General features: G+C 36.9%; 15 protein-coding genes. 9 read left to right on the forward strand and 6 right to left on the reverse strand.

Going from position 1 to position 14,090, the window contains the following annotated elements; genetic code table 11:
* The first annotated feature begins 75 nt into the window (after positions 1 to 75).
* The 3 genes from GH715_RS13470 (at position 76) to GH715_RS13480 (ending at position 2,716) form a co-directional block, all read left to right on the forward strand.
* On the forward strand, positions 76 to 1,488 hold the full coding sequence (locus GH715_RS13470; RefSeq protein ID WP_153835768.1) for a SpoVR family protein: 1,413 nt from the start codon (positions 76 to 78) through the stop codon (positions 1,486 to 1,488).
* 281 nt (positions 1,489 to 1,769) lie between these two features.
* Positions 1,770 to 2,213 carry a GyrI-like domain-containing protein gene (locus tag GH715_RS13475; protein ID WP_153835767.1) on the forward strand — a complete coding sequence of 148 codons (444 nt, stop codon included), beginning with the start codon at positions 1,770 to 1,772 and terminating at the stop codon, positions 2,211 to 2,213.
* A gap of 68 nt (positions 2,214 to 2,281) precedes the next feature.
* Positions 2,282 to 2,716 carry a hypothetical protein gene (locus GH715_RS13480; RefSeq protein ID WP_153835766.1) on the forward strand — a complete coding sequence of 145 codons (435 nt, stop codon included), beginning with the start codon at positions 2,282 to 2,284 and terminating at the stop codon, positions 2,714 to 2,716.
* 50 nt (positions 2,717 to 2,766) lie between these two features.
* Here GH715_RS13480 and GH715_RS13485 read toward each other — a convergent pair whose 3' ends face one another.
* The 5 genes from GH715_RS13485 to GH715_RS13505 form a co-directional block, all read right to left on the reverse strand.
* Positions 2,767 to 3,075, reverse strand: a complete 309-nt coding sequence (locus GH715_RS13485) for an ArsR/SmtB family transcription factor (RefSeq protein ID WP_153835765.1) — start codon at positions 3,073 to 3,075, stop codon at positions 2,767 to 2,769.
* Positions 3,076 to 3,093: 18 nt separating this feature from the next.
* Entirely contained in the window at positions 3,094 to 4,011 is a 918-nt protein-coding gene (locus tag GH715_RS13490; RefSeq protein ID WP_153835764.1) for a cation diffusion facilitator family transporter, read from the reverse strand.
* A gap of 368 nt (positions 4,012 to 4,379) precedes the next feature.
* Entirely contained in the window at positions 4,380 to 5,384 is a 1,005-nt protein-coding gene (locus GH715_RS13495) for a TIGR00341 family protein (RefSeq protein ID WP_153835763.1), read from the reverse strand.
* A gap of 139 nt (positions 5,385 to 5,523) precedes the next feature.
* On the reverse strand, positions 5,524 to 6,927 hold the full coding sequence (locus GH715_RS13500) for a sensor histidine kinase (protein ID WP_153835762.1): 1,404 nt from the start codon (positions 6,925 to 6,927) through the stop codon (positions 5,524 to 5,526).
* Complete coding sequence (locus tag GH715_RS13505) at positions 6,917 to 7,612, reverse strand: response regulator transcription factor (RefSeq protein ID WP_153835761.1); 696 nt, start codon at positions 7,610 to 7,612, stop codon at positions 6,917 to 6,919. Before GH715_RS13505 ends, GH715_RS13500 begins: the two co-directional genes overlap by 11 nt.
* A 258-nt stretch (positions 7,613 to 7,870) precedes the next feature.
* On the opposite strand from GH715_RS13505, the gene qoxA reads away from it, so the two are divergent.
* The 4 genes from qoxA to qoxD are packed head-to-tail and all read left to right on the forward strand — an operon-like array spanning position 7,871 to position 11,742.
* Complete coding sequence (gene qoxA / locus GH715_RS13510; protein ID WP_240469394.1) at positions 7,871 to 8,878, forward strand: cytochrome aa3 quinol oxidase subunit II; 1,008 nt, start codon at positions 7,871 to 7,873, stop codon at positions 8,876 to 8,878.
* Between the two features lie 18 nt (positions 8,879 to 8,896).
* Positions 8,897 to 10,843, forward strand: coding sequence for a cytochrome aa3 quinol oxidase subunit I (gene qoxB / locus GH715_RS13515; protein ID WP_153835759.1), 1,947 nt, complete (start codon positions 8,897 to 8,899; stop codon positions 10,841 to 10,843).
* Entirely contained in the window at positions 10,840 to 11,436 is a 597-nt protein-coding gene (qoxC, locus tag GH715_RS13520; RefSeq protein WP_018933644.1) for a cytochrome aa3 quinol oxidase subunit III, read from the forward strand. Before qoxB ends, qoxC begins: the two co-directional genes overlap by 4 nt.
* On the forward strand, positions 11,437 to 11,742 hold the full coding sequence (qoxD, locus tag GH715_RS13525; protein WP_018933645.1) for a cytochrome aa3 quinol oxidase subunit IV: 306 nt from the start codon (positions 11,437 to 11,439) through the stop codon (positions 11,740 to 11,742).
* Positions 11,743 to 11,883: 141 nt separating this feature from the next.
* Here the strand turns inward: qoxD and GH715_RS13530 are convergent, their stop codons facing one another.
* Entirely contained in the window at positions 11,884 to 12,465 is a 582-nt protein-coding gene (locus GH715_RS13530) for an HAD-IA family hydrolase (protein ID WP_153835758.1), read from the reverse strand.
* Positions 12,466 to 12,910: 445 nt separating this feature from the next.
* On the opposite strand from GH715_RS13530, the gene GH715_RS21790 reads away from it, so the two are divergent.
* The gene (locus GH715_RS21790) at positions 12,911 to 13,039 is read left to right on the forward strand and encodes a hypothetical protein (RefSeq protein WP_276208113.1); all 129 of its coding nucleotides are present in this window, start codon (positions 12,911 to 12,913) and stop codon (positions 13,037 to 13,039) included.
* 145 nt (positions 13,040 to 13,184) lie between these two features.
* Complete coding sequence (locus GH715_RS13540; protein WP_153835757.1) at positions 13,185 to 14,027, forward strand: DegV family protein; 843 nt, start codon at positions 13,185 to 13,187, stop codon at positions 14,025 to 14,027.
* Positions 14,028 to 14,090 lie beyond the last annotated feature (63 nt).

A 14,090-nucleotide genomic window follows, 5' to 3' on the forward strand; every position in this document is an offset into this window, starting at 1 on the left:
AGATAGCGCACCAAATCTCATAATGGGTGTCCTATTTTCGCACACCTCTCATATATTATAGTGGAGGTGTTTTGTTTGAAAGCAGAAGAGAAAAAGAAATTGGAAAAAGCAATTCACGAAATCACCGAGATTGCAGAAGGATTTGGCTTAGATTTTTTTCCGATGCGCTATGAGATTTGTCCACCAGAAATACTATATACATTTGGTGCGTATGGAATGCCAACCAGATTTTCGCACTGGAGTTTCGGGAAACAATTTCACCGGATGAAACTGCAATACGATCTTGGATTAAGTAGAATATACGAATTGGTGATCAATTCGAACCCATGTTATGCTTTTTTATTGCATTCCAATAGTTTGATTCAAAATAAATTGATTGTTGCTCATGTATTAGCACATTGTGACTTTTTTAAAAATAATGTACGGTTTCAAAATACGAAGCGTGATATGGTAGAAAGTATGGCTGCTACTGCTGAACGTGTGGCAAAATACGAGAAACAATATGGGATTAAGGAAGTCGAAAAATTTCTTGATGCAGTACTCTCGATTCAGGAGCATATCGATCCTACCTTGTTAAAAGCACAATTAGATTGGCAAAAAAATGAGGAAGAAGAAATACCAAAGCCTAGAAGAACAGAGTATGATGATTTATGGAATCTAGACCAGTCTTCTTCAAATTCGGGGCAGGCAACTAAAAAGAAAAAGGCTTTCCCGCCTCACCCGGAAAAAGATATTTTATTATTTATTGAAGAGCATAGTAGAGAATTAGAAGATTGGCAGCGTGATATTCTAACCATGATGCGGGAGGAAATGCTATATTTTTGGCCGCAATTAGAGACGAAAATTATGAATGAGGGCTGGGCGACATACTGGCATCAACGAATTGTAAGAGAGTTAGATTTAACAAGTGATGAAACAGTGGAGTTTGCCTCTCTCAATGCCGGTGTTGTTCAACCATCAACAACACAGATTAATCCTTATTACCTCGGCGTAAAAATGTTTGAAGATATCGAAGAACGGTACAACAACCCTTCTGAAGAAATGAAACAGTTTGGCGTAGAACCCGGTTCAGGAAGGGAGAAAATATTTGAAGTGCGCGAAATCGAATCAGATATCTCGTTTATGCGCAATTATTTAACAAAAGATCTGGTGGAGAAGGAAGATCTATATCTTTTTCAAAAACAAGGACCAGAATATAAAATAGTTGATAAAAATTGGGAAGAAGTACGCGATCAGTTGATTTCTACTAGGTTAAACGGAGGATTTCCTTATTTGACAGTTGTTGATGGTGATTATATGCGAAACGGAGAATTATATATTCGCCATCATTATGAAGGTGTAGAGCTTGATGTCCGTTACTTAGAGAAAACATTACCATATATTTATCAATTATGGGGAAGAGACGTCCATCTTGAAACCATAATGGAAGATAAAGAATGTTTATTTTCTTGTAATGGTACAAAGGTGATGAAAAAATTCATCTCATAAAAGCAGGAATTAAAAGAGGTCATGTAGAAATATAGAATCAGTATTAATACTGGTTCTTTTTTTGCTTTTAAGAAAAAAGTATATAAACATTGGTATCACAACTCAAGTTTTAAGAAGCAAGAATAGCTATATATATGGAGTTGCCATTTTGAAAGCTAGCTATAGTGCAAGGCAACCGCAGCGGTTGTTACGCCTTTTATTCATGTCACAATAACTACTTTGAACAGGACCAGGTGGGCTTTCAAGGTTTTTCTTATCATATAAGGAAGAGGTGAGGAAAAATGAATATTGTGGAAAAAGATGCAATGTCAGTTATAGGGATTACTGTTGCTCGAGATTGGCAAGGGTTGATCCGTGATATGCCGGTAAAGTGGGAAGAATTTAAAAGTAGATTAACGGAAATAAAGCAAAGAAAAACGGACATCATGATGGATGTAAGTCTGGAGAAACTTGAACAGACCTATACTCAATGTATCTGTGTAGAAGTAGAACAAGGTGCTGAAGTACCTGAAGGAATGGAGAAAATGGTGATTCCTTCAGCTAGTTATTTACATCACAAGCACGAGGGCAGTTTAGTTTCGATCGCACAGACCTTTGGTGACATGTATCAATATGGTAAAGAACATGAATTAGCCTTAGAAGAGATGAAAATAGATATTGGTTATACCATTCAAGGTACAGAAACATCACATGATTTGTATATTAAAATAAATGGAATCGCCTAATTTTAATATGGACAAATTACCTAACCTCGTGTCTAACATATAGTGTTAGTGATAGGAGGTTAAACATTATGGAACAATATTATCCATCTCATTCATATATGTATGACCAATATGGGAATGTGTATGCAGACTATGGTCAGTATCCTCAACGAGGCTATCCTGGTACAGGACAAGGAGAAGGTCCTTCTGCTCCACCACCATTTGCCCCACCAAATATTGGACAGGGGCCACAAGGTATGCCACCAACAGGACCACCACCGGCACAAATACCACAGCAAACACAACAACTAGGTGACGGACCACAATTGTATGCAGTTGATCCCGGTTCAATGAGAGGCTGTCTATATCGATATACGTATGTTTGGCTGAGTCGCTATAACTCATTCTGGTTTTATCCAACGTATATCGGCAGACGTTCAGTTGCTGGTTACCGCTGGACAGGATTTAACTGGATATACTTCGGAATTGATACAGAAAGAATTCAATCCTTTACATGTGTGTAAATACAACACAATTAACACATGCGTTTCAAGCGCATGTGTTATTGCCTTTTTTAATGATGGGTCGCATGATCAATGGATTGCTGCAATATTTTCATCACATGTTCATCGTCCTGAGAATAATAAATGGTCTTACCATCACGTCTGTATTTTACTAGACGTAAATTTTTTAAAAAACGTAATTGATGGGAGACATTTGATTGATTAAGGTCTAGTTGTTGTGCAATACTCGAGACCGACAATTCCTGATTAAATAACAAATGTAAGATACGGATTCTAGTCGGATCAGCCAGTGCTTTAAAAGTTTGTGATACTAAAAAAAGTGTTTCTTCATCTAATGATTGATAGTTTTCATCTGACATACATAATCCCTCCTGTAATCAATTGCAATTGTTTTCATCATGCTCCATTTCTGCATGCCGACCTTCTATTTGGATGGTTGTATGATGAATCTTAAAGTGATCATGTAATACTTGGGCAGCTTTTTTTAATAGCAGATCTCGATCGATATTTTCCTCTACCACCATATGACAGCTTAACGCAGGAAAATCTGATGTGATCGTCCAGACGTGTAAATCATGTATATTAATGACGCCGTCTAATTGGACTAACTTATTTTCAATTTCCTCATAAGATAGATAATTAGGGGTACCTTCCATTAAAATATGAAAAGAATCACGAGTTATCCGAAAGCCACTAATTAATATTAGAGCAGCAACAATTATACTTGCAATCGGATCTGCCATATTCCAATTAAAAAACATAATCAAGAGTCCGGCAATAATCGCTCCAACAGACCCTAGTAAATCGCCGAATACATGTAACAATGCACTGCGCATATTTAAGTTATCCTTCGTATCACCACCAGTCATTAATATAAAGGCAACACTAATATTAACGATTAGACCTATTATCGCAATCCAAAGCATCATCGGACTTACATTAGGCGGTTCGAGAAAACGGTGATATGCTTCATAAAAAATGTAAATAGAAATCGCTAGAAGTGTGACACCATTAATAAATGCTGCCAAAATTTCAAATCGTTTATAACCGTATGTTTTCTGAGCATTAGCAGCTTTTTCGCTTAACTTAAATGCAAATAAACTCAATCCTAATGCAAAAGCATCGCTTAACATATGTCCAGCGTCAGACAATAATGCTAGGCTATTGGTTAAAAAACCACCGATTACTTCGACTACCATAAATGTCGTAATAAATATAAAACTGATCAATAATGCCTTTTTGTTATTAGTATGATGATGATGATGACCATGACCATGTCCGTGATGATGTCCCATACAATATCCTCCTCAATATAATACATGAACATATATTCATATTATAAATTGTATCAAGAAAATGTGCAAGAAAACCTCAAGTGTCCAGAAAAAAAGTGACCGGAATAATCCGATCACTAAAAAGGTAAATATAGTAATAGGGTGCCACCAATTAAGCAAATTATAACTACTACCCTGGTAACTTCCAAAATGCAAATAAACTAAAAAGGATGGCAGAAAGATAGCAGCTGTTGCAAGTGTTCACCTAGAATTCCACCGATGACTGTACAAAGGTAAAGAGTGGACCAGGTCAGTACAGAAATATATCGACAAGAATGAATTTGTAAAGTTATTGTTAAAGAGTGAAACGCTAAAAAAGCAAGGGATTGTTAAAATTGAATAATAATGATCATCACAGCTAAGATAATAATAACACTGCTGATAAATATAAGAGCGTAGGTTTTCGATGTATGGGCAACTTGAATTTCGCTCCAATTTACCGGTTCAATGCCACTCGTCCAAAAAACAACGATAGCTGAGAAAAGAATAGCACTTATATTGACCATTAAGAGAATCAATGGAGTTAATGCTTGTTGAAATTCTAGGGCTCCCAGCATCATACCTAATACGACAGCAGGTGGTAATAACGCAACAGATACCATTACTCCAACAAGTGCTTCTGATACCCTTTTTGCAAATGACATCGCACCTGCAGTACCTGCGGCAAGCGCTACAACAATATCCATTAATTCAATGTTTGTCCTCGCCAAAAATTCATCACTATTAACTGGCAAAGGAAATATTAATCCGAAAACAATTGCAATTCCAACTGGAATCGCTAAACCGTATAAACAAGTTAGAATCGATTTTTTCATTAAATTATAGTCACCTAAAGTTGCAGCAAAAGCAAGTGCGGTAAACGGACCAATTAATGGTGCGATTACCATGGCTCCAATAACAATAGCCGGACTATCCTTTACAATCCCAGCTGTAGCAACCACTGAAGATAATAGCAGCATCCACAGATAATTGATACTAGATGTACTGGATGATTGCACGACATTGTATAATTCATGGCGACTGGCACGGGTAATTTCTTTTTGCTTTTCTTCAGGATCTTCTGTTTCGTCTTCTTCCTCGTCAATCTCAATTCTTGGTACATAAGTCGAAATATTATAGAGTAGTGCTCGTATATTTTCTTGGCCACGGTCATTTACTTCAAGGAAATCTAAAATCTCTTCTGCATATTTTTTCTCGATTAATATTTTGACTAACTGTTCTTCTTCTGATATTTTCGTATACCATTTTTCGATGACATGGTATTCCTCGACTTCTTCTAGAAATCGTTCAAATCGATGGGCAGGGATATAGACTTCGATCAGTTGAAGTTCCATGATGCTCGTCCTTTCCATTATGAGTGTGTAAACCAATCTTAAGGCATGAGGCGGACATTTGGTACGTTAAAGGGTAAAATAATGTCCATTTTCTGATATCCATCTCTATTAACCAAGCCTCATTCTATCTTCTACTTGATTAATCATTTCGTATTTCTCCTTTTGGAAAACGTAAGGTGATCGTTGTTCCTTTATTTAATTCACTATCTACATGAATGTCTCCATCATGCATTTCGACGAGGTTTTTTACGATGGCTAATCCTAATCCGGTTCCGCCATTTGCTCGGGAGCGGGATTTATCTACACGGTAAAAGCGCTCAAACAGATAAGGTATGTCCTCTTCTTTAATCCCAATACCTGTATCTTTCACCTGCATGATGACGTCATTACGTTCCTCTGTTACTGCTAATGTAATATTACCTTTTTCTGTGTAGCGAACGGCATTTTCGACTAAATTGGTTAACACTTGATCAAGTCTATTTTTATCTGCGAATAAAAAGATGGTACTATCGGGAATGTCAAGATGTAAGGATAGTCCCTTTTCAGAAGCTCTGAATTGTGAGCGTCTTATCATTTCTTCTGCTAATTTATTCATATTGATATCTTCTTTATTTAAATCAATTTTTCCTTCTTCAATTTTGGATAAGTCTGTGAGGTCGTCCATTAAATTACTAATATGATCCGTTTCATTTTCGATAATTTCGAGGAATTCATCCCGTTCTTCTTTACTTTGATACATCTCGTTGCGAACGGCGTTAGCATATCCTTTTACATAAGTTAACGGTGTCTTCAATTCATGTGTAATATTCGAGAAAAATTCATTGCGATTTGTCTGATAGCGCTCCAATGTTTCGGATAAATGGTTGATGGCATGTGCCAAAGACCCAATTTCGTCATTCGCTTTATAATCTACACGTAAAGAGAAATTCTTTTTTTCTGCTATTTGTTTGGCGACTTTCTCCATTGCGATTAATGGTGCACCTAACTTTTTCGAAATAAAGAAGGTGAATCCGATTGCTAAGACAACTGCTCCGAGACTTGCCAATATCACAAAAAAGATAATATTATGAATTGAATTACTAATAAGTCCGAATGAAGAGAATAAAACGACACTCCCTTGGATATTATCCTGGTTCGTGATCGGCTGGGCTACTTTTAAATAAGTTGTACTGTTAAACGTGTAATCTTCTACAATAGTTTCCCCGGCCTTTAGCTGTTTAATTTGTGGATTTGCGAGTACTTCATCGGTAATATCATCGTGCCAGTTAGTTTGCAAAACTGTTTCTCCATTTTGGTCGAGAATCACCGCACTTGTATCGGTCATATCAGCGAGGTGTTCCAATAGTTGAAGATTTTCTGGATCATCGATACTGTTTACTTGTGTGGCATATTTTTCTGACAGCTGTACAAGCTGTTGTTCGGTCTCATTCATCGAGTAGTTTAAAATAAGTTGTAAAATAATATACCCAAGTGGAATTAAAATAATAAGTTGTAAAAATAAGATGGTCGCTCCAAGCTTGAAAACAACACTATTAAGTTTCATCGTGATCCTCCCGGTTAAATTTGTAACCAACACCCCAAACCGTTTCTATCGGTTGATCGGAAATGCCAGCTTTCTTCAATTTATCTCTAACATAACGTACATGTGAATCGACTGTTCGAATATCGACAACCTCATCTAATCCCCAGATCAAATCCAATAGTTGTTCCCGGGTGTATACCCGATTGGGATGAGCTGCCATTAAATAAAGCAAATCAAATTCCTTAGGGCTATATTTAACATCTTTCCCATTAACCGTAACAGTGTGGGAAACAGGATCTATCTTTAATTCTTTGAAATGGATAATTTTTGTCTGTACTTCTTCTTTTTGAAAATGCCTGAGTTGCACATGAATCCTCGCTAACAACTCTTCCGGTTCGAAAGGCTTAACTACATAATCGTCTGCTCCAATTGTTAGACCTTCTACTTTTTGAGAGGTTTCATTTAATGCGGTAAGTAAGATGATTGGTACATCTGATTTAAGTTTTTTCATTTGTTTACATGCTTCTATACCGTCTAATTCAGGCATCATAATATCTAACAAGACAAGGTCAACCTCATTATGTTTTAACGTATCGATTGCCTCATTGCCATTTTTCGCTTCTATCAGTTTAAAATTTTTTCTTAAATATAAGGTTAACATCGATCTCATTTGTTGTTCATCATCGACAATTAATATCGTCTTCATAGTTATCCCTCTCAAATTTCAATTTTGTCTCTATTCAAATAGTATAGAAAAATTCGCTATTAGTAAACTGGATGATGCTATCACGGTGCTCATCGTCTCACTTTATTTTGAACAAATTATGACATTTATAGCTTCATCATACTTTCATCACATTTAGCTGTCAAAATGTAAAACAGATGTAATTTTACTTATCAAACAAAAGGGTATGTAAAGTAATAGAAATGTTTTTTAGACGAAAGGAGAAACACCATGAATGCAATGAAGAAGCTCATATATGCTCTCACTTTATTGTTAATTCCTGTTTTGCTTGCAGGCTGTGACTCAAAACTAATCGTATTTGATCCTAAAGGGCCGATTGCAAGAAGCTTAACAGATTTAATTGTGTATTCGATTATCTTAATGTTAGTCATAGTAGTCGTTGTTTTTGTGTTATTTGGCTACATTGTCTGGAAATACCGAGCTCGCAAAGACGATGGTGATTTCGAACCAGAAGAAGAAAAAGGAAACCATCTTCTTGAAATAACCTGGTTTACGATCCCAGTACTAATCGTTATAGCCTTAATGATCCCAACAACGAAGACCATCTATGAGGTTGAGGATGTTCCGCAAGGCTATGAAGAGGAAGAGCCGCTTGTTATCCATGTAACATCAGCGGATTGGAAATGGATATTCAGTTATCCAGATCAAGATATCGAGACAGTAAACTACATTAATATTCCGGAAGATCATCCTGTTCAATTTAAAATGACTTCAGCCGGTACCATGCAATCGTTCTGGGTTCCAGAGCTTGCAGGTCAAAAGTACACAATGGCTAATATGCAAACAAAACTTTACATGGTAGCAGATCAGCCAGGTTCTTATTACGGTAGAAATACTAACTTTAATGGTAGAGGTTATGCCCATATGGAATTTGAAGTTCAAGCACAAACTAGAGAAGACTTTAATAAATGGGTAAATGATGTAAAAAATACAGCAAATGAATTAACAGAGGATACCTATAGTCAAATATTAGAGCCTGGTCTACTAGGACGAATGACTTTCAATGGTACTCACTTAGATTGGATTGATCATGCACATGGTGGTTCTGAACAATATATTGATCCGGAAAAATATCAGATTCCACATGGGGAACATGATGATATTTATCAAGAAATAGACGAGAATCGAGAAGGCGATAGCACGGAGCAAGATACAGAAGATCATGAACACAATCACGAAGAATTGGAAGACAGTGAGTCTGAAACAACAGATCACTCACATCATTAATAAGAGGTGGTGAACGACATGTCATTAGATGAATTTTTTGTTACTGGTGATCCTTTAATTTTGGCATCACAAATCGCAATTGGTCTGACAATGGTTGGTCTAATTGCTTTAATTACGTATTTAAAAAGATGGAAATGGTTGTGGAACGAATGGTTTACAACCGTTGATCATAAAAAAATCGGGATTATGTATATTTTAGCTGGAGTGCTCATGTTCTTCAGAGGTGGTGTGGATGGTCTTTTAATGAAGGCACAAACATCTAGACCAGAGTTAGATATATTGAATGCACAGCATTATGATGAAATATTTACAACACATGGTGTCATCATGATTCTGTTTATGGCGATGCCAATGTTGATTGGTATTATGAACGTCGTTGTTCCGTTACAAATTGGAGCACGCGATGTGGCATTTCCGAAACTAAATGCATTCAGTTTTTGGACTTTCTTTGCAGGTGCGATGTTATTTAACCTTTCATTTGTTATTGGTGGTTCACCTGATGCAGGCTGGACATCTTACTTCCCATTAGCAGGGAAAGAATTCACACCTGGCGTTGGAAATAACTATTATGCCGTTTCCTTGCAAATTGCCGGTATTGGTACATTAGCAACAGGTATTAACTTTATTGTAACGATAATGAAAATGCGTGCACCAGGTTTGTCATGGATGAAGCTACCAATATTTACGTGGTCTACGTTTATCACGTCGATTATTATTGTGGCAGCATTCCCAATCCTAACAATTGCATTACTGTTCATGACATTAGATCGATTATTTGGTACACACTTTTTTACAGTTGCAGCTGGCGGAGATCCGATGTTATGGTTGAACCTGTTCTGGCTATGGGGACATCCGGAGGTATATATCGTGGTATTACCAGCATTTGGTATGTTCTCAGAAGTCATTGCAACTTTCTCAAGAAAGAATTTGTATGGATATAAATCTATGGTTTATGCCGTAGCAGGTATTGCTTTCCTAAGTATGCTAGTGTGGGTACACCACTTCTATACAATGGGGAACAGTCCCGCGGTAAACTCAATCTTCTCACTTACAACGATGATGATTGCGATACCTACGGGTGTGAAGATATTTAACTGGTTATTTACAATGAGGAAAGGTCGAATTGAATTTTCTACTGCCATGTTATGGTCATTAGCATTTATTCCATGTTTCACTATTGGTGGGGTAACTGGCGTTATGCTAGCTATGGCAGCAGCGGATTACCAATATCATAATACGATGTTCTTAGTGGCACACTTCCACTATGTATTGATTCCAGGAGTAGTATTCGCGGTATTTGCGGCACTATACTACTGGTGGCCAAAAATGTTCGGCTTCAAGCTTAACGAAAAAATCGGTAAATGGCATTTCTGGTTATTTGTAATTGGCTTCAATATGACATTTATGCCAATGTTCTTTGTCGGACTAGACGGTATGTCTCGCCGTATGTACACTTATGCAGAAAGTACTGGTTGGGGCGCATGGCTAGGTTTCTCAGCGGTTGGTTCACTAGTGATGGCAGCAGGATTTGCCGCATTATGCTACAACATCTACTGGAGTTTCCGCTATGCTTCCAGAGATGTAGGAAACGATCCATGGAATGCTCGTACACTAGAGTGGGCAACAGCTTCTCCAGCACCACATTATAATTTTGCAGTTGTTCCACAAGTAGAACAATTAGATGACTTCTGGTACAAGAAGAAAAAAGGTGACACAGGTTTGAAGAAAGCAGACTTAAAACCTGTTCATATGCCAAGTAATTCATGGACACCAATCGTTTTAGCGGCAGCATTTGGTGTAGTTGGATTTTTCCTAGTCTTTGAATGGTTTACGTTGGCAATTGTCGCTTCGATTGGTATTGTGATTGGTTTGATTGCTAATAGCTTCGATTATGATGATGGATATCATATACCAGTTGAAGAGCTAGAAGAGGAAGAAAGAGAGTGGAGAGGTGATTTACAATGACATCCCATACAACACCGTTAGAATATCAATCAGAACAAACTCAAATGAATATTTTAGGTTTTTGGGTCTTCCTTGGTGCTGAAATTGTCCTTTTCTCCACATTGTTTGCTTCTTATTTCGTATTGGAGCATAACACAGCTGGCGGACCAGCGGGTCAAGACATCTTTATACTGAAAGATGTCTTGATCGAAACCTTTATTTTGTTAACAAGTAGTTTCACAAGTGGATTAGCAATTCATTCGATGCGTAATCATGATAAAAAAGGATTACTAATTTGGATGATCGTAACTTTACTACTTGGAGCAGGCTTCCTATACATGGAGATTAATGAGTTTATTCATTATGTTCATGAAGGTGCAACGATTCAAACAAGCGGATTTACTGCTGCGTTTTTCACATTATTAGGTACTCACGGGGCACACGTAACCTTCGGGATTATTTGGATTAGTTTATTACTAGTACAGCTTGTTCGTCGAGGCATTACAGTAAAAACATCCAGTAAGTTATTTATTGCAAGTTTATACTGGCACTTTTTAGACGTTGTGTGGATCTTCATTTTCACATTTGTCTACTTGAAAGGAATGGTGATGTAAATGAGTGCAAAAAATCATGGGTTTCCATGGAATCTGTTAGTTGGTTTCATTCTGTCGATTGCACTAACATTACTAGCCGTTTTTGTAGCATTTTACACCGATTTCTCCAGCCATGTGATTTTATGGGTTATCGGAGTAATGGCGCTATTTCAGGCGATCATTCAACTCTTTATGTTTATGCACGTGACAGAAGGGAAAGAAGGGATCATTAATGTCGTCAATATGGTAAACAGTATCATCTTGGCATTAATTATCGTTTTTGGTTCTATTTGGGTGTTAACATCCGGACACGCATCCTTACATTAAACAATAATCAGGGCTGCCTAAACCACTACGGTTCAGTGCAGCCCTTTTTTAGTAAGAGTTGATAGTAAATCGCAAAAGTTGATAATAAACTCCTTGAAGTTGATAGTAAATTATCAGGGACAACTATAAACTTATCAAACGTTATCTAAAGATGAGATGATCGACTTTTCCAATCCATTCATTGCTTGGATCAGCATGAATCGTTTGCCAACCCAATTCAACGGCAGGGCTCAAGTTTTCTTTTTTATTATCAACAAAAACAATCTGTCGATCGGGGTCTAATTGGTCATTGCAAATATTATAGATTCCAGGGTTTGGCTTAGCTACACCAACATCTGCAGAAACAGTGATACTAGTTAAAAAAGGATGAAGCCGATCTATAACAGGTTGGAGCCATTCTGAACGGTGATTACTTAAAATATGTATATCGCTTACAGTACTCCATTTGTCGACATGCTGAATCCCTTCTAGTTCGACTAGGCTTTTCTGCATAACTATTTGCAAATATTCCAGGTTGATTTTGGGAAAAGTATAGCTGAGCCATTGCCAAAAATCACGCTCGGAAATTTCACCTTGCCATAGCTTTTCACGAATTTCTGTTTTATAAATGGCTCGGATTTTATCATAAGGAAGACCTGCCTGATTAACGAGTTCCTCCCAAAAGAGATCCAAATCGGTAGCAAGGACACCGCCAACATCTAATACAAGTTGAAATTTATTCAAGATGATATCTTTTCCTTTCTTTCATATGATGTGATAAGCATAAGACATTCTATTTATTAGGGAAAAAAGAACTTTTATAGCACTTTTACTAGCAACACCTATTATTACTTTTGCCCATGTAAAATGGTTTGCGGAAGTCGAGGCGGGAAAAGTTCCGTTTGAGCAAATAGCAGTTACTTGAACTATTTTATCACAAGTAATGGATCTTTTTTGAAAATATCGTATGCAAAAGCTAGAAGATTTTCCTAATGGTATTCGCAAATATTCTGAGATATGGTACAGCAATTGCATTCATTATTCAATTAGTATAAGGAATAATGTCTGCTCCCGAGTTTGAAATAACAGCTTTCTGGTAAATAATAATAATGAGGATTATCATTGTCTCCGTGTTAATCCCTCTTCGTATCAGTACGAAAGTGCCGCCTTTAGCACTGTTTATTATGGTATGACAGAAATTATCGGTCATGCCATGATTCACATTGTATTGATTATCTTTACTATTGAAGGAGTCTCATTTTATGATCCACCGATTCGTATACATAAGACAATAGTAGATCAATTTGTTTTTGTGTAGTTAAACTTTATTTTTGTGGTGTTAGCTACTTTTATCTTAATTTATTACTGTTTTGCGTAATTTGTCGATTTACTTGACTACTGATATCAAGTAAAATAGACGCTAATACGATTGCACACATTGTGCAGGAAAAGGGGCGAGTGTCTTGAAGAAAATAGCATGGATTACGGACAGCTCATGTGGTTTAGATAGAGAATATGCGGAACAACATGATATTTTTATTATTCCTTTAAATGTAATCATCAACGGTAAAACATATAAAGAAGAAGTGGATTTAACGAAAGAAGAGTTTTATCAAATGTTAAAAGAGCACGGTGATGATGCAAAAACTAGTCAACCAGCCTATGGTGATTTCATTACCTTATATGAACGATTAAAAGAGGAGTATGATTTTGGTATTGCAATTCATGCTTCTAGTCAACTTACTGGGACATATCAAAGCTCAATTTCTGCATCAGAAATGGTCGGCTTTGATGTGGAAGTAATTGATTCGAAAATTGGCGATTTTGCGTTAGGCAAAATGATTGAAAATGGTGTGCAAATGGAAAGGGATGGTTATAGTGTAACTGAAATTGTCCAACAATTGAGATCATACCCAGCGTTTGCCCAGATGTACCTAATGCCACAAAGCTTTGACCAACTAAGGAAAAGTGGTAGAGTAAGTGCGGCACAATCCATCTTTGCGTCATTATTAAACATTCACTTAATACTTGGTTTCGATGATGGAAAAGTTGTTGTCAAAGATAAAGTACGGATCAAAAAGCGAGCGAAACGCAAAATGTTTCAACTATTGGATGATGCAATGGAAAAATATCATTTAAAAGAAATTTGTATACTACACGCAGGTGTCAAAGACCAAGCGCATAAATGGAAAGATGAAATCGAAAAGCTACATGCAGAACTAAAAGTTAACATTCAAACCCTCGTTCCAGTAGCAGGTGTCCACACCGGTCACGGTACCATGTGTTTGGCATGGCTAAGGGATTAAACTATGAGCGTTAAATAGCTGCAGTTTATCCATAAACTGCGAAGTAATGTAGAGGCATCTGTT

It is taken from the genome of Gracilibacillus thailandensis, assembly GCF_010994055.1.
GTDB lineage: Bacteria > Bacillota > Bacilli > Bacillales > Amphibacillaceae > Gracilibacillus > Gracilibacillus lacisalsi.